This is a genomic window from Kitasatospora sp. NPDC090091 (genome assembly GCF_044747365.1).
GTDB lineage: Bacteria > Actinomycetota > Actinomycetes > Streptomycetales > Streptomycetaceae > Kitasatospora.
Genome location: NZ_JBIVDY010000007.1, coordinates 265,658 through 281,072, shown reverse-complemented (window position 1 = coordinate 281,072; position 15,415 = coordinate 265,658). Strand labels below are relative to the sequence as shown.

The window sequence follows — 15,415 nt, the reverse complement described above, 5'->3', positions numbered from 1 at the left end:
TAGAGCGAGCCTCACTATTAGCTTCGCTAACTATGAGCTATGCTCGCCATGCCGGTGTCCGCTGCACCGCCATGCCCGCCGCGCGCCCGCGCGGTGCCATGCCCTCCGCACGGGTGCGCGCAGCCGCGCCCGCCGCGCGCCGCCCGCGCGTCCGACCCTGGGAGGTCTGCCCTTGAGGCCCGACGGCATCCGATGGACCCCACCCGCCCGCGCCGAGGACGAGCCCCGCCCGCCGGCCCAGTGGCGCCGCATCCTCGCGCTGTTCCGCCCGTACTCGGGCCGGCTCACCGTGGTCGGGCTGCTGGTGGCGGCCTCCGCCGTGGTGTCGGTGATATCGCCGTTCCTGCTCAGGGCCGTCCTGGACACGGCCATCCCACAGGGCCGCACCGGCCTGCTCAGCCTGCTGGCGCTCGGCATGGTCGCCGCCGCCGTGGTCAACAGCATCTTCAACGTGCTGCAGACGCTGATCTCCACCACCGTCGGCCAGCGCGTCATGCACGACCTGCGCACCGCCGTCTACAGCCACCTCCAGCGGATGTCGCTGGCCTTCTTCACCCGCACCCGCACCGGCGAGGTGCAGTCCCGGATCGCCAACGACATCGGCGGCATGCAGTCCACCGTGACGTCGACGGCGACCTCGCTGGTCTCCAACTTCACCTCCGTCATCGCCTCCGTCGTGGCCATGGTCGCGCTCGACTGGCGGCTCACCGTCGTCTCGCTGCTGCTCCTGCCCGTGTTCGTCTGGATCAGCCGGCGGGTCGGCAACGAGCGGAAGAAGATCACCACAGAGCGGCAGAAGCAGCTCGCCGCGATGAGCTCGGCGGTGCAGGAGTCCCTCTCGGTCAGCGGCATCCTGCTCGGCCGCACCATGGGCCGCTCCGACTCGCTGGCCAAGGAGTTCACCGGCCAGTCCGACGAGCTGGCCGAGCTGGAGGTGCGCGCCAGCATGGCGGGGCGCTGGCGGATGAACACCATCCAGATCGTGATGGCCGCGATGCCCGCGGTGATCTACTGGGCGGCCGGCCTGGCCGCGGCCGGCGGCTCGCCGATCGTCTCGGTCGGCACCCTGGTCGCCTTCGTCTCGCTCCAGCAGGGCCTGTTCCGGCCCACCGTGAGCCTGCTCTCGACCGGTGTGCAGGTGCAGACGTCGCTCGCGCTGTTCCACCGCATCTTCGAGTACCTGGACCTGCCGGTCGAGATCGCGGAGCCGGAGCGGCCGGTCGAGCTGGGGCGGATCACCGGCGAGGTCCGGTTCGAGGGCGTCGACTTCCGCTACGACCCGGACCAGGAACGGCCCACCCTCTCCGGCGTCGAGCTCAAGGTCCCGGCCGGGAGCTCGCTCGCCGTCGTCGGCGAGACCGGCTCCGGCAAGACGACCCTCAGCTACCTGGTGCCCCGCCTCTACGACGTCACCGGAGGCCGGGTCACCATCGACGGGGTCGACGTCCGCGAGCTCTCCTTCGACGCGCTGTCCCGGGCGGTCGGCGTGGTCTCCCAGGAGACCTACCTCTTCCACGCCTCGGTCGCCGACAACCTGCGCTTCGCCAAGCCGGACGCCACCGACGCCGAACTGGTCGCCGCGGCCGGGGCCGCGCAGATCCACGACACCATCGCCGCACTGCCGGACGGCTACGACACCCTGGTCGGCGAGCGCGGCTACCGCTTCTCGGGAGGGGAGAAGCAGCGGCTCGCGCTCGCCCGGACCATCCTGCGCAACCCGCCGGTGCTGATCCTGGACGAGGCCACCAGCGCCCTCGACAACCGGACCGAACGTGCCGTCCAGCAGGCCATCGACACGCTGGCGGCGGGGCGGACCACCATCACCATCGCCCACCGGCTCTCGACCGTCCGGTCGGCCGACCAGATCGTCGTCCTGGACCGCGGCGAGGTGGTCGAGCTGGGCACCCACGACCAGCTGGTCGAGGCCGACGGCCGGTACGCGGCGCTGCTGCGGCGCGAGGTGCCGGCCGTCCGGCTCGGCCGCGTCTGAGCGGCCGCGGGCCCGGGCCGCGAACGGGCCCGGGCCGGACGGCGGGGCCGCCCGCCGACGGGCTCAGGCCGCCTTGGGGATCTCGTTGTAGCTCTCCACGACCTCCTGGCCGGAGAGCTGCTGGATCGCCCGCATCACCTCGTCGGTGACCTGCCGGCGGGCCTTGAGCGAGCGGGCCTGGCCGTGCAGCTCGTCGAAGTGCAGCGGCTCGCCGAAACGGACCGTCACCTTCTTGATCCGGGGGACGCGCTTGCCGATCGGCAGGATCTGCTCCGGGCCCTCCAGCGCCACCGGCACCACCGGGACGCCCGCGGTCAGGGCCAGCCAGGCCACACCGGTCTTGCCCCGGTAGAGGCGGCCGTCGAGCGAGCGGGTGCCCTCGGGGTAGATGCCGAAGGCCTTGCCGTCCTCCAGGATCGCCAGCGCCGACTCCAGCGAGGCCTGCGCGGAGCGGTAGGTGCCGCGCTCGACCGGCACCGCGCCGATCGCCTCGAAGAAGCCCTTGGAGAGCGCGCCCTTCATGCCGGGGCCGGTGAAGTACTCGGCCTTGGCCAGGAAGTGCACCCGGCGCGGCGCGGTCAGCGGGATCACCACGCTGTCGATGAAGGAGAGGTGGTTGCTGGCCAGGATGACCCCGCCCTTGCGCGGCACGTTCTCCAGGCCCTCGATGTTCGGCCGCCAGATCCCACGCGCGAGCGGTTTCAGCGCCAGCTTGGTGACGAGATCGAGCATGGTCCCTCCCAGGACGTGCACGCCCGAGGGAAGCCCGGGCCTGAACGGTCGACGATCGGTGGTCGTCCCCGGCCGGGCCGGGAATCAGACCCGCAGACTACGACACCCACCCCCGAACCCGTCCACTCCCGGCAGCCGTGGCGCTCACCACGGCCGGGTAGGGTACGGCCGTCGTAGAGAAACGCACATCAGCAGGTCTTCCCGATCAGCAGGTCGGTCCGATCGGCGGATCTTCGTGATCGGAGCATCGCCTGATCGGTGGATCGGCCGTTCGACCGACCGGCGGATCGGCGTTTCAGCAGTCCAACAGCTCAGCAGCTTTCAGTTCCCTCAGGAGGGGTCCCCATGGCAGACGTCGACAACATCCGCGCGGCCTTCGAGAAGTTCGACGTGAACGGCGACGGCCGGATCACCGCCGCCGAGTACGCCCTGGTCGCGCGCGAGCTCGGCGACCTGACCACGTCGATCTCGGTGGCCGAGGCCATCATCAAGCAGATGGACACCAACCACGACGGCGAGCTCACCTTCGACGAGTTCCTGGCCGCCCGCCAGGGCTGAGCCCGTCCGGGCCGGGCCCCGGGGCGACCCGGGGCCCGCCGCTCAAGCGTGGGCCCGTTGCTCGGGCCCTCGGGCCTGCCGCTCGGCCCTCGGGCCCGCCGCTCAGCCCCGGACGGGGAACACGCGGCGGACCACCCGCTCGGCGGCCCCGCCGTCGTCCCACGGGCAGAACCGCTCCCGGAACTTCGCCCGGGCCTCCGGCTCCGGGTCGCCCGCCAGCAGCGCCGCCGCCAGCCCGTCCGCGTCCACCGTCACCGCACCCGGCGGCTCGGCGAACAGGTCGAAGTAGACGCCGCGGTTCCGCCTGTACTCCTCCCAGTCCGGCGCGAACACCACGACCGGCCGGTCCAGCACGGCGTAGTCGAACATCATCGACGAGTAGTCCGTGACCAGCACGTCCGCCGCCAGGTAGAGGTCCTCCACGGTCGGGTGCGCGGAGACGTCCACGATCTCCGCCGCGTCCTCGCCCGCCGCCAGGTCACCCGGGCCACCGGTGTGGAAGTAGTGCGTGCGGACCAGCAGCGTGAAGCCGGGGCCCAGCCGCCGAGCCAGCTCGCGCACGTCCAGCAGCGGCACGTAGCCGCCCTGGCCCTCGCGGTGCGTCGGCGCGTACAGCACGGCGGTGCGCCCGGCAGCCAGCCCGAACCGCTCGCGCATCGCGGCCACCTCGGCCGGCCCGGCGTTCGCCAGCCGGTCGTTGCGCGGGTAGCCGGTGTCCAGCATCTCGTACCGGCCCGGGAAGGCGCGGGCGAAGTGCTCGCTGGTGTGCGGGTTGGACGAGACCAGGAAGTCCCAGCGGTCGACGGCCTCCTGCAGCAGGTCGAAGTCCATGCCGTCGGCCGCCACCGGGTGGTCCTTCAGGTCCATGCCCATCGCCTTCAGCGGCGTGCCGTGCTGCGTCTGGACGTGCACCGTGCCCGGCCGCTTGACCATGGTCCGGGGGAAGTTGACGTTGTTCACGAAGTACTTGGCGGTCGCCATCGCCTTCAGGTAGGCGGGCGTGTTGACGATCACGTACGGCAGGCCGGCGGGCAGCGCGGCCGCCCGGGCGCGGTTCTCCACCACCCAGACGCCCCGGACGTCCGGCGCCAGCTCCTTCGCCTTCTCGTAGATCGCCGCCGGGCTGCAGGCGTACCCGCGGTGCCAGTACGCCGCGTAGACCGCCAGGTGCTCGTCCAGCGGCAGCCGGCGGAAGGCGTTGTACGCGGTGAACCGGGCGCTGCTGCGCACCCCCTTCTTCACCGCCGGAGCCACCGCCCGCGCCCCGCGCTTGAGCTCGCGCGGCAGCCGCCCGGTGCGCCGCAGCTCCGCGTACGCGACCCGCGCGCCGCGCGCGGCCAGCCGGTACTGCACACCGCGCACCCCACCCGGGAACCGGTAGCCGGCCGGGCGGTGGCGGGCGAAGTGCTCGGAGATCCGGCGGAAGAAGTCCTTGCGCCGGTCCGCCGGGACCAGCCCGGGGGTGTCGTAGACGTTGAGCGCCTGCCGGACGGTGCGGTCGAAGACCAGGGTGCGCAGCGACTCCGGGACCGGGCGGCCGGGCCGGTCCGGGCGGTCCAGGAAGGCGAAGATCGCGTCGTACTGGGCGAACGCGTCGGCGTGCTTGGGGGAGGCGGTGGAGGTGATCGCACCGGCGCGGCCGCGCCGGTAGAAGTAGCAGGGGCGGTCGAGGTAGCGCAGCCGCTCGGCGGCCAGCAGCGCCGGGTAGGTGACCGAGATGTCCTCGTAGAAGCCGCGCCCGAAGGAGACGCCGAGACCGAGCAGGAACTCGCGGCGGAACACCTTGTTCCACACCGACATCACGGTCTGGAACAGCGCCGGGTGCTCGGCCGCGGTCGCGCCCTCGACCAGCGGGGAGCCCACCAGCACGTGGCGCCAGGGGTTGGGCTCGGTCCCGCCGTCCGGGTAGGCGTGGACGAAGTCGGTGAGCAGGACGTCGGTCGGCCGGTCGCGCTTCGACTCCTGGGCGAGCTCGTCGACGAGCGCGGAGACCGTGCCGTCCGGCAGCCAGTCGTCGCTGTCGACGAACCAGATGTACTCGCCGCGCACCTCGGGCAGCGCGGCCGTCCGGGCGCCCCCGAGGCCCTGGTTCTCGGTGAGGTGCAGCACGCGCAGCCGGCGGTCGCGGGCGGCGTACTCGTCCAGGATCTCGCCGCAGCGGTCCGGGGAGCGGTCGTCGACCGCGATCACCTCGAAGCGGGACTCCCCGGCGGGAGTGGCTTCCAGGATCGAGTCGAGGCAGCGGGGCAGGTAGCGCTCCACTCCGTGGACCGGGAGCACGATGCTGAGGAGGACTGGCACGCTGGCCGAGTCTAGCGAGCGCGGTCGGCGGCGGATCCGCGCGGGGCGTCCGGTGGCGCAGGGGGAGGAAGGCGGCGTTCTCGGAGCCGGCCCCGGAGCCGGAACCGCCGGTGCCGGGCCCCGTGCGGGGCGGCACCGGCAGCCAGGTGGCGGCCCGGCCGACCCTCTACGGCCGGCCGCCTGTCCGGGAACCTCCCGAGCCTGGCCACCGCAGCGTCGAGGCGGCCGGGCAGTGGCTCGGGGGAGCCGGAGATCTTCATCTGTCGAACGCGCGGCTGGGTGCGGCGGTGCGAGCTCGCGCCCGCGCGTGTCGATGAAGATATTGCTTGGAGGTCGGAGCCGAGTCAATCCCACGGTTGTGTTCACTTCCTGAAGTGATAGTCGTATCTGGTGACGCCGGGAGTGCGGCTAGTGGGTCGAGCGAGCCTGCGGTCGCGGAGCGTAGCGGCGTGACGGTCGGGGGTGCGCCCGGCGCTCACCGGCTCCGCCGCCCGCCCGGGGACTGTGGGCCATGACTGTCGGTGACCCTGCGCGCCCGGCGCGTGCCTCTCGGGCAGGCGCCGGGCCAGTGCCTCCGTCGCCCCGGTGACGGGCGGCGGGTCGTGCACCATCATTGATGCCTAGTCGTGACCGGACGGGTGGCCCCTGGTGCGTCGTCAGTTGACGCCGCACGGTACGGTGGCAGCACACCAGGACGGTTGCGCGAAGGCCGTCTGTCACGGATAGTCTTCGCCTCACGGCCCTGGCGCCTCGTAGGGGTGGGAAAACTGATGGAACACATGCAAGTGCGGACTCGGCCCCGTGTGCCGGCGATCCAGTGCGGCGTCGGCACGACCGGCCGCCGGATCGAGCGACACCTGGCTGTGCTCGGCGCGCCCGCACTCCCGGCGGTGGACACCGCCGAGGCGCTCGGGCTGATAAGGGAGCTGACGCCGCGCGGCGCCGGCGCCCCGACCGCGCCGCGCCGCCACGTGCGGGTCTCGCTGCTGGCGCCGCTGCGCCGGCTGCGCCGGAGCCTCTTCGGCAGCCGCAGCTGAGGCCCGTCCTGCGGACCGGGCCGTAGGCCCGGCCGGCGTCGCCGCCGCGAGCGGCATCCGACCCGATGGGCCTCAAGAGCCCCTCGGGTCTTCGGCGTGCCCGGGATCGCCGAACCCGAGTGGAAGCGCGAGGACAGGGGCGGCCTCGGGCGCGGGAAGGTCTGAACCTCTCAGCCTACGACACCTTGCCTCCTTGGCAAGGAGAGTCGGCGAGCCGGGACGGAGAGCCACCTGAGCTGGGTGAGGATGAGCCCATGGCGGACAACATCCACTCCACCCTCTTCCACTCCACCACGTTCGAGATCGCCACGGGCAGCCACGAGGTGGCACTCGACATCACCGACCGCTGTGCCGCGTTCCTCGACGAACGGGCCGCCGGGCGCGACGGTTTGCTCAACGTCTTCGTGCCGCACGCCACGGCCGGCATCGCCGTCCTGGAGACCGGTTCGGGCAGCGACGACGACCTCCTCGCGACCCTGCGCGAACTCCTGCCCGCCGACGACCGCTGGCGCCACCGGCACGGCAGCCGCGGCCACGGCCGCGACCACGTCGTCCCCGGCCTGGTGGCGCCGCACGCCACGCTGCCCGTGATCGGCGGCCAACTCGCCCTCGGCATCTGGCAGTCGGTGGTCCTGGTCGACACCAACGGGGACAACCCGCGGAGGACGGTCCGGCTGTCCTTCCTCGGCTGATCCGGCGGCCGGACGGAGACCGGCTCCTGCGCCGTCGTCGCCTACGCCCGCCCGCCGGCAGCGCGGGCGCCGGTGACGGGGGCGGTAGGGGCAGGGGCGGCGGGGTCAGGGGCGGTGGGGGCAGCGGCGCCGCCGGTGACGGCCGCGGCCACGGCGGTGAGATAGCCCTCGATCGCCAGGTACTGGCAGAGCACCGACACCGGGCGGCCGAGCCGCGCGTACCAGGCGGCGAGCCGGGCGAAGGCCGTCACCTCGAACCAGACCTCGCCGTCGGCGTCCATGCTGACCAGGAACGCCTCCTCGCCGCACTCCGGGTGGCCGGGCAGCGTCCCGTACGCGAAACCGGTCCGGTCCGGTTCGTCCACCGTCCACACCACCCGGCAGGGGATCACCAGCCTGGGACGGCGCAGCCGGGGCAGGGTCAGCCGCAGCAGGACGGTCGCGCCCTCCTCGGCCGGCGCGTAGGGGTGGACGGCGAAGCCGGTGCCGAGCTGGCAGCCCCAGCCGAGCACGTAGCGGCCGGCCCGCTCCAGCACCTCGGGCCCGTGCCCGAGGTGGATGCGCCGCCGCAGGTGCGCGTACCCGGCGGGGAGCCGGGCACCCCGGGTGGCGCCCACCTCGGGGTAGTTGGGGGCGGCGGCCCGGGCGGCCGCGAGGCGTCGGAGCAGGGTGGCGGACACCCGGCCACCGTACCCGCGGCGGATGCCCGACCGGCGCGGGGGGGTGCTGGGCCGCCGCCGGGCGCCCGGCCTGCGCAGTGGTCGGCCTACGTAGTGGTCGGCCTGTGCGGCGGTCGGCCTGTGCGGCGGTCGCCGCATCCCTCCCGCGCCTCCCCGGGCGCCGGGCGGCCTTGATTCCGGCCGGGCGGCGGAGTAGGAAGGCGTCATGAGCGAAGCGGCAGCGGAGACCGGCGACGACGGCCCGATCTGCGTCCTCACCCCCGACGGGGCCGAGGCCGCAGCGGCGGCGCTGGTCCATGACCCCGACCCGGTCGGTCCGCGCGCCGACTGCGTGCTCTGCGGCGAGCCCACCGAACTGCCCGCCGACCACCCGGGCACCACCCTCTGCCCCGTCTGCGCCTGGCAGCAGGCCCAGCGGATCGCCTGCTCCGGCTGACCGCCGGTCCACGTCCGCCGACAGCTCGACCGCCCGACTGCCCGGCCGAGCCTTCAGCCGTTCACCCGTTTCACCCCGTGGCCACCCGCCGGCCGGCCGATCACCTGCGACCGGCTGACGCGTGACGGGCCCGGGCCGGGCCCCCGGGCCCCGCCGGGCCCTCGGACGCCGTCCCGTCCGGGGGCCCCGGACGTCCGGCCCCGCATCGGGCCCCGTCCGTGCGCCGCCCCCGGCCTCAGGCGTCCTCCCGCCCGGCCAGGGCGAGCGTGGAGCCGTGCCGGCCCTTGCGGACCAGCAGCTGCGCCGGGATCCGGCTCCGCAGGTCGGCGACGTGGCTGACGATGCCGACCGCGCGGTCCCGCTCCCGAAGGCCGTCGAGGACGTCCATGACCTCCTCCAGCGTGTGCTCGTCCAGCGTGCCGAAGCCCTCGTCGATGAAGAGCGTGTCGAGCGGCATGCCGCCGGCCTCGTCCGTGACCACGTCGGCCAGACCCAGGGCCAGGGCGAGCGAGGCGAAGAAGCTCTCGCCGCCGGAGAGCGTCGCGGTGTCCCGCTCGGTACCGGTCCAGGCGTCCACCACGCGCAGCGCCAGCCCCGAGCGCTTGTTGCCGGTGCCCCGGTCGTCGCTGTGGACGAGGGTGTACCGGCCGCCCGACATCCGTACCAGGCGGTCGCTGGCCGCCGCCGCGACCTGCTCCAGCCGTGCTGCCAGGACGTACGACTCCAGGCGCATCCGGAGCCGGTTCTCCGCCGACGTCCCGGCGGCCAGCGCGGCGAGCCGGTTGATCCGGCCGTACCGCGCCAGGGTCGGCGCCAGCGACGCCGCCAGCTCGGCCAGCTGCCGGCCGATCCCGGCGAGCGCCGCGCAGCGCTCGCCCGCCGCCTGCTGCGCGGCGTGTGCCCCGCGCAGCCGGTCGACCGCCGTCCGGAGCCGGGTCTGGGCACCGGGCACGTCGGCCGGCGGGCCTGCCGCCGCCGCGGCCAGGCCGGGCTCGGCGAGCAGCCGCTCGACCGCCGCCAGCTCCGAGCGGTACCGCGCCAGCCGGCCCTCCAGCCGCTCGCGCTGCTCCCGGGGCAGCAGGACGGCCGCAGCCTCCGCCGGACTCGGGAACCCGGCGTCCGCGGCCGCGCGCGCCAGCTCGTCGTCGGCCTCCTTCAGCCGCCGGGCCGCGTCCGCACCGGCCCGGGCGGCCGCGGCGAGCGCTGCGACGCCGTCGGCGAGGCGGGCCAGGCCCGCGGCGCGGGCGGCCACCGAGGGCGCACCGTCGCGGGCTTCGGCGACCCGCCTGGTCAGCTCCTCCCGCTCGGCGGCGAGCAGCTGGATCCGGTCGGTCAGCACGGCCGTGCGCTCGCCGGCCTCGCGCACCGCGGCGAGCCGGCGGGCCTGCTCCTCCGCCAGCCGCTCGATCCGCCGGGTGACGGCGCCCAGCCCCTCCGCGACGCGCAACGCCTCCCGGCGCTCCCGCTCCGTCTCGGCGAGCGCCGCGGCCAGCGCCTCCGCGCTCTCCGGGCCGGCCGCACCCGCGGCGGCGGCCTCGCGGACCTGCAGGCCGGCCAGCTCGCGCTCGGCCGCGCCGGCCCGCTGCTCGGCCGCGGCCTGGGCGGCCAGTGCGCGCTCCTCGTCCTCCGCACCGACCTGGCCACCGGACGGGAGGGCCGGCTCGGGGTGCTCCGGCGAACCGCAGACCCGGCACGCCTCGCCCGCCCGCAGCTGGGCCGCCAGTTCGGCGGCCATGCCGGTGAGCCGGCGCTCGCGCACGTCCTGGCTGTGCTCGCGGGCGTCCAGCGCCTCGGCGCGCAGCGTGAGCGCCCGCGGCCCGGCCGCCGCGATCTCCGCGCGCAGGCCGTCCCGGCGGCGGGCGGCTTCCAGCCGCTCCGCCACCTCGGCCCGCCGTGCGTCCAACTGCTCGACGAGGGAGCCGGCCGCGCGGGCGGCCGTCTGCTCCTCCTGGAGCTCGGCGAGCCGATCGTCGAAGCCGGCCAGCCAGTCGGCCGCCTCCTCGGCCAGCTCCTCGGCCCGGCGGCGCTCCCCGTCCAGCGACTCCTGCTCACGGACCAGCTCCCCGCACCGGCGCTCCTCGGCCTGGGCCGCCTCCAGCCGGACCGCCTCGGCCCGCAGCCGCTGCTCGGCCGCGGTGAGCTCCGCGGTCTCCGCGCGCGCCAGCAGCGGGCCCTCGCCGGGCGCTCCGGCCAGCGCGGCCCGTCGGCGGCGCTCCTCCTCGTGCGCCTCGCGGTGCGCATCAGCGGCGCCCGCCCGCAGGTGCAGCACCGCCTCCACGCCGACGGCGGACTGCGCCTCGGCCAGCCGGAGCCGGTCGCGCTCCATGGCCGGGCCGGCCTCGGCGAGCCGGGCCGCCTCCAGCGCCGCCGCCTGGTGGCGCCGCTGGAGGCCGGCCAGCTCCTCGGCGTCGGCCCGGGCCTGCTGGGCCCGCCGGTGCTCGTCCTCCACGCCGGCCAGCGCGGCGTCGGCGACGGCCAGCTGCTCGGCGGCGCCGCTGCGCAGGATCGCGGCCCAGCCGAGCACGCCGTCGGTGAGACCGGCGGCGGCGTGCGCCGGCTCGTCCTCCGCCGGCACCCAGGCAGCGGCCGGCTCGGCCTGCGGGCCGGCCGCCTGCTCGGCCTTGCTGGCCAAGTCCCGCAGCCTGCGCCGCCCGGCCTGGACGGCGGCCTCCTGGGCCCGGCGCTGCTCGGCCAGCCAGGACTCGACGTGCTGGAACCGCTCGGTGTCGAACAGCCGCCGCAGCAGCTTGCTGCGCTCCTCCGAGTCGCCCTTCAGGAAGCGCGCGAAGTCGCCCTGCGGGAGCAGCACGACCTGGCAGAACTGGTCCCGGCTCATCCCGATCAGCCGGTGGATCTCCTCGCCGGCCTCCTGGTGCGACTTGCTGACCGCCCGCCAGCCGGGCGTGCCGTCGCCGCTGTCGGCGGACCACTCGCGGAGCAGGGTCTGGGCCCGCTCGACGGTCGTGCCCTTGCCGACCTTCTTCGGCCGCAGCTGTTCCGGGAGCCGGGTGATCTGCAGCCGCCGCCCGCCGAGCGTCAGCTCCAGCCGGACCTCGGTGAGCCGCAGCGGGTCGGCGTGGTCGCTGCGCAACCGGTTGGCCCGGCGGGTGCCGGGGGTCTCGCCGTAGAGGGCGAAGCAGACGGCGTCCAGCACGCTGCTCTTGCCCGCGCCGGTGGCGCCGCGAAGCAGGAACAGGCCGCCGGCGGCGAGCGCGTCGAAGTCGACCGTCTCGGAGCCGGCGAACGGACCGAACGCGGTGACGGTGAGCCGGTGGAGCCTCATCGGGGCAGCTCCGCCTTCCGGTCGCCGGTCTCCCGGACGGTCTCGAAGCCCTCGCGCAGCCAGTCCAGCTCGTCCGGATCCGGCTCGGCGCCGGGGCGGACGTGCCGCAGGAAGCCCTCGGCGATCTCCAGGTCGGCGCGGCCGCTGACCCGCGCCGCGTACGACTGCGAGGGCACCGCCGGGCTCTCCTCCGGCTCGAAGAGCAGCTGCAGCGTGTGCGGGAAGCGGCGGCGCAGCTGCTCCATCGGCTCGGCCGGGCGGACCGGGTCGGTGAGCGTGGCCTGCACCCAGGACTTCTCGTGAGCCGCGTACTCCTCGCCGGTGAGCAGCTCGTCGAGCCGGCCGCGCAGGCAGGCGAGGGGGCGTGGCTGCGGGCAGTCGACCCGCTCGGCGGCGACCGCGCCGTCGGCGGCGAGGTCGACCAGCCACATGGTCTTGCGCTGCCGGGCCTCGGAGAAGGAGTAGGCGAGCGGGGAACCGCTGTAACGCAGGTGCGGGGCGAGCGTCTGGCAGCCGTGCAGATGGCCGAGCGCCGCGTAGTGCACGCCGTCGAAGACCGAGGCGGGCACCGAGGCGACGCCGCCGACGGCGATGTCCCGCTCGCTGTCGCTGGGCGCGCCGCCGGTGACGAAGGCGTGCGCCAGGACCACCGCGCGGGTGCCCGCCGGGCGGGCCGCGAGGTCGGCCCGGACCTGCTCCATCGCCGCGCCGAGCACGGCCGCGTGGCCGCCGCGCTCCAGCCCGAACCGCTCGCGGACCAGCGTCGGCTCCAGGTAGGGCAGCCCGTAGACGGCGACCGGCCCGTGCTCGTCGGCGAGCAGGACGGGCTCCGCGCACTCGCCGGGGTCGGTCCGCAGGTGGATTCCGGCCCGGCCGATCAGGCCGGCGCCCACGCCGAGCCGGCGGGCCGAGTCGTGGTTGCCGCTGATGAACACCGTCGGCACGCCGAGCGCGGCCAGCCGGTGCAGCACGTCGTCGAAGAGCGCGACCGCGTCCAGGCCCGGCAGCGCCCGGTCGTAGACGTCGCCGGCGACCAGCACGGCGTCCACGCGCTCGGTCTCGACCACCGCCACCAGGTGGTCGAGGAAGGCGCGTTGGGCGTCGTGGAGGCTCTCCCGGTGGAAGGAGCGCCCGAGGTGCCAGTCGGAGGTATGCAGCAGCCGCATGGTCCCCGACCCTAACGCCCGGCACTGACAACCCGGCCGGAACGGCGGTCCCGGGCGTCCCGCGGCCGGCCCGGCCGGGGCGCGTTCCGTCGCCCAGGGTTGATTGTCGGTGACGGTGTGTATGGTCGCGGCCGTCGGTGCGGTGCAGGGGTCCGGGGATCCGGATCCCCGGGCCGAACCGACGGCCGGGTGGTCGCTCGGGCGGCTCCGGGTGGTCACTCGGGGTGGATTGTCAGTGACGGTGTGTACGGTCGTGAGCGCCGGCGCAGCTCAGGGGCCCCGGGCCTCGGAGCGGCGCGGGCCGACCGGCCACGACCGAACGGGAGGGCGTATGTCCGTACAGTTCAAGCAGGTGTTGTCGCAGGTGCGGGCGGGTCGGGCGGCCCGCGCGGGAGTGGGGGCGGGCGCCGCTGCCGTGGCCGGTGTGCGGGTGGCGGCGCCGCGTCCGGGTGTCCGGCTCGCCTCGCGGCGGCCCCGGGCCGGCCGACCGCCGGGTGGCGGCCCCGTGGGCGGGCCTCCGGGCGGGTCGGGCGGGCCGCCGGCCGGCGGGTGGGGCGGCTTCCGGACGCCGGGCGGGCCGGGTGGCCGTCCGGGCCTGCGCGGCCGGGCGCGCGGCGCGCCGCCGCCGCAGCCGGTGGCGCTCGCGGTGGCCGTCCGGGCGGCCGACTTCGCCGGCCTGGCCCGGCACGGCCTGTTCGGGGCGGTCGCCTTCCGGGAGTACCTGCGGCAGACGGAGTCCCGGCTCAGGGCGTTGCGGGCGGAGGGGCTGGAGGTGCACCTGCGGGTGCTCGACCCGCCCGACTTCGAGGACTACTGCGCGGCCTACGGGTTCGACCCGTCGGGCGCCGCGGGGCGCGTCGCCTACGCGGCCGATCCGGAGCTGGCGGGGGAGCCGTTCGTCTACGCGGGGGAGCGGCTGACCGACCTGCTGCCCGTCCTGCTGGACGACCACCGGGCCAGGGTGCGGATCACCGTGGCCGGCGGCGCGTTGCTGGAGGCGGTCGGCGAGGGCCCGCTCGGGCAGCCGCGGCTGGTGGCCGTGATGACGCACGTGGCGGCGGTCTGGCTGGCGCTGACCGACGGCGCGGGCGAGGGCCGCCACCTGCTCACGCTGCGCTGCCACGGCCCGGAGGACGGCGAGGAGCTCACCGCGGCGGCGGACGTCCGGGTCACGGGCGGCCGCCTGATCGGCGCAGGCCGGGACGTCGAGGCGTTCTGCGTCACGCTGGCGGCGGGTGCGGCCGCCGGCGGCGAGGGTGCGCTGCTGCTGCACGGAGACCCGGCCGCGCCCGGCGGCCAGGTGATCCGGGGCTGGGCCCTGGCCGGGGGCCGACTGCGGCCGATGACCGCCCAGGAGGTCTTCGACGCGCTCGCCGACGACGTCGGCCGCGGCCTGCCCCACCCTCCGGGCGCGGTGCCGCTGCCGGGGTTCGCCCTCCCCGACCCTCCGCCGGTCCGGCCGCCGCGGTCGGGCCGGGGGCCCGCTCCCGGGTCTTCGGACCATGCTCCGCCGGGGGCCGACAGCCCGGACCGGGAGGGCGGTGGGCCCCTGGCCTGACCAGGCAACTCGCGGCCGGGTGTCCACCAAGCGGCGCTGGGGACTGTTCATCGACCGCCTGTTCGGGGAAGATTTCCGGGAAGATCAACAGTAGAAGCGTGCGGATCCCCACGCCGGCGCTTCTGCCGCTCCGCCCCGAACCGCGCACCGCAGGCCCTCCCCGCGCACCGCCGGTCCGGCGAGCCCTACACCGAAAGGGGGGACGCATGAGCCGGATCGAGTACAGCGCGGAGATCGCCGAGCTGCTCGGCAAGGTGCGCCGGCGTCCCACCGCGGGATGGCCGTGGCGCCCCGGCGAGCGGGTGCCCGCCGGGCTGCCGGTGAAGCAGTCGTGGGGCTGGCTGTTCGCGCCCGACGGCCGGGTGCTGACCCTGGTCAACCCCAGGGACGGCATCGTCTCCCTCCCCGGCGGCTCGCTGGAGCCGGAGGACGGCGGTGACCCCGGTGCCGCGCTGGCCCGTGAGGCGGCCGAGGAGGCCCAGGCGTCGATCGGCACGCCCCACTACCTCGGCTACCTCTACGACCGGGTGGGGTCGGCCAACAACGGGCACGAGTGCGCCCGGGTCCGGATGGCCGCGGTCCTGTGCGCGGTCGGGCCGAGCATGCCCGACCCGGCCTCGGGCCGGCACTACCGGCGGCTGCTGGTCGCGCCCGGCCTCGCGGTCGAGCTGCTCGGCTGGGGCGCGCCCGGCCTGCGGCAGGCCCGGGCAGCGGTGACGACCGCCGTCCGGTGGCTCGGTGTGCCGGCGGCGGCGAACGAGGCGATCGAGGAGCTCCCGGTCGGGGGCTGCGAGGTGTTCCCCGGCGCGGACACGACCCCCACCGGCGCGAGCGCCGGCCGTCCGGTCGGGGACTGACCGGGGGCCGGCTTCCGCCTGACCCCGCGGCAGATGCCGTGGCGGTGAGTTCCCTGCTGCCCGTACCCAACCCGCGACGCACCCCGCCCGGGTGTCCTTCCCGGCGTCCTTCCCGTGGCCTTCCC

Annotated in this window: 12 protein-coding genes; 7 read left to right on the top strand and 5 right to left on the bottom strand. The window is 75.6% G+C overall.

Annotated elements, in window-relative coordinates; all coding sequences use genetic code 11:
• Nucleotides 1–166: 166 nt before the first annotated feature.
• On the top strand, nucleotides 167–1,990 hold the full coding sequence (locus ACIPSC_RS14920; RefSeq protein WP_400826096.1) for an ABC transporter ATP-binding protein: 1,824 nt from the start codon (nucleotides 167–169) through the stop codon (nucleotides 1,988–1,990).
• Nucleotides 1,991–2,053: 63 nt separating this feature from the next.
• Here ACIPSC_RS14920 and ACIPSC_RS14915 read toward each other — a convergent pair whose 3' ends face one another.
• Nucleotides 2,054–2,722 carry a lysophospholipid acyltransferase family protein gene (locus ACIPSC_RS14915; RefSeq protein ID WP_400825909.1) on the bottom strand — a complete coding sequence of 223 codons (669 nt, stop codon included), beginning with the start codon at nucleotides 2,720–2,722 and terminating at the stop codon, nucleotides 2,054–2,056.
• Between the two features lie 345 nt (nucleotides 2,723–3,067).
• Here ACIPSC_RS14915 and ACIPSC_RS14910 point away from each other — a divergent pair, with 345 nt between their 5' ends.
• Entirely contained in the window at nucleotides 3,068–3,280 is a 213-nt protein-coding gene (locus ACIPSC_RS14910) for an EF-hand domain-containing protein (protein ID WP_400825907.1), read from the top strand.
• Between the two features lie 102 nt (nucleotides 3,281–3,382).
• Here the strand turns inward: ACIPSC_RS14910 and ACIPSC_RS14905 are convergent, their stop codons facing one another.
• Nucleotides 3,383–5,581, bottom strand: a complete 2,199-nt coding sequence (locus tag ACIPSC_RS14905) for a CDP-glycerol glycerophosphotransferase family protein (RefSeq protein WP_400825905.1) — start codon at nucleotides 5,579–5,581, stop codon at nucleotides 3,383–3,385.
• A gap of 770 nt (nucleotides 5,582–6,351) precedes the next feature.
• Between ACIPSC_RS14905 and ACIPSC_RS14900 the strand changes: the two genes are divergently transcribed.
• Nucleotides 6,352–6,618, top strand: coding sequence for a hypothetical protein (locus ACIPSC_RS14900; protein ID WP_400825903.1), 267 nt, complete (start codon nucleotides 6,352–6,354; stop codon nucleotides 6,616–6,618).
• Nucleotides 6,619–6,872: 254 nt separating this feature from the next.
• A complete protein-coding gene (locus ACIPSC_RS14895; protein WP_400825901.1) occupies nucleotides 6,873–7,310 on the top strand; it encodes a YjbQ family protein in 438 nt (145 codons plus the stop codon).
• Between the two features lie 41 nt (nucleotides 7,311–7,351).
• Here the strand turns inward: ACIPSC_RS14895 and ACIPSC_RS14890 are convergent, their stop codons facing one another.
• Complete coding sequence (locus ACIPSC_RS14890; RefSeq protein WP_400825899.1) at nucleotides 7,352–7,990, bottom strand: DUF1990 family protein; 639 nt, start codon at nucleotides 7,988–7,990, stop codon at nucleotides 7,352–7,354.
• 205 nt (nucleotides 7,991–8,195) lie between these two features.
• Here ACIPSC_RS14890 and ACIPSC_RS14885 point away from each other — a divergent pair, with 205 nt between their 5' ends.
• Nucleotides 8,196–8,426: a hypothetical protein gene (locus tag ACIPSC_RS14885; RefSeq protein WP_400825897.1), complete on the top strand. Its 231-nt coding sequence runs from the start codon at nucleotides 8,196–8,198 to the stop codon at nucleotides 8,424–8,426.
• A 235-nt stretch (nucleotides 8,427–8,661) separates the two neighbouring features.
• On the opposite strand, the gene ACIPSC_RS14880 is transcribed toward ACIPSC_RS14885, so the two are convergent.
• Nucleotides 8,662–11,709 carry an AAA family ATPase gene (locus ACIPSC_RS14880; RefSeq protein ID WP_400825896.1) on the bottom strand — a complete coding sequence of 1,016 codons (3,048 nt, stop codon included), beginning with the start codon at nucleotides 11,707–11,709 and terminating at the stop codon, nucleotides 8,662–8,664.
• A complete protein-coding gene (locus tag ACIPSC_RS14875; protein ID WP_400825895.1) occupies nucleotides 11,706–12,875 on the bottom strand; it encodes an exonuclease SbcCD subunit D in 1,170 nt (389 codons plus the stop codon). The genes ACIPSC_RS14880 and ACIPSC_RS14875 overlap by 4 nt, the downstream gene beginning before the upstream one ends.
• 505 nt (nucleotides 12,876–13,380) lie before the next feature.
• On the opposite strand from ACIPSC_RS14875, the gene ACIPSC_RS14870 reads away from it, so the two are divergent.
• On the top strand, nucleotides 13,381–14,433 hold the full coding sequence (locus tag ACIPSC_RS14870; RefSeq protein WP_400825894.1) for a hypothetical protein: 1,053 nt from the start codon (nucleotides 13,381–13,383) through the stop codon (nucleotides 14,431–14,433).
• Between the two features lie 206 nt (nucleotides 14,434–14,639).
• A complete protein-coding gene (locus tag ACIPSC_RS14865) occupies nucleotides 14,640–15,290 on the top strand; it encodes an NUDIX domain-containing protein (RefSeq protein WP_400825893.1) in 651 nt (216 codons plus the stop codon).
• Nucleotides 15,291–15,415 lie beyond the last annotated feature (125 nt).

What these genes read in the sequence shown, in the direction of transcription:
- ACIPSC_RS14875 (WP_400825895.1), bottom strand. Translation starts at nt 12,875, where the DNA reads ATGCGGCTGCTGCATACCTCCGACTGGCACCTCGGGCGCTCCTTCCAC.
- ACIPSC_RS14900 (WP_400825903.1), top strand. Translation starts at nt 6,352, where the DNA reads ATGGAACACATGCAAGTGCGGACTCGGCCCCGTGTGCCGGCGATCCAG.
- ACIPSC_RS14880 (WP_400825896.1), bottom strand. Translation starts at nt 11,709, where the DNA reads ATGAGGCTCCACCGGCTCACCGTCACCGCGTTCGGTCCGTTCGCCGGC.
- ACIPSC_RS14910 (WP_400825907.1), top strand. Translation starts at nt 3,068, where the DNA reads ATGGCAGACGTCGACAACATCCGCGCGGCCTTCGAGAAGTTCGACGTG.
- ACIPSC_RS14865 (WP_400825893.1), top strand. Translation starts at nt 14,640, where the DNA reads ATGAGCCGGATCGAGTACAGCGCGGAGATCGCCGAGCTGCTCGGCAAG.
- ACIPSC_RS14915 (WP_400825909.1), bottom strand. Translation starts at nt 2,722, where the DNA reads ATGCTCGATCTCGTCACCAAGCTGGCGCTGAAACCGCTCGCGCGTGGG.
- ACIPSC_RS14895 (WP_400825901.1), top strand. Translation starts at nt 6,873, where the DNA reads ATGGCGGACAACATCCACTCCACCCTCTTCCACTCCACCACGTTCGAG.
- ACIPSC_RS14885 (WP_400825897.1), top strand. Translation starts at nt 8,196, where the DNA reads ATGAGCGAAGCGGCAGCGGAGACCGGCGACGACGGCCCGATCTGCGTC.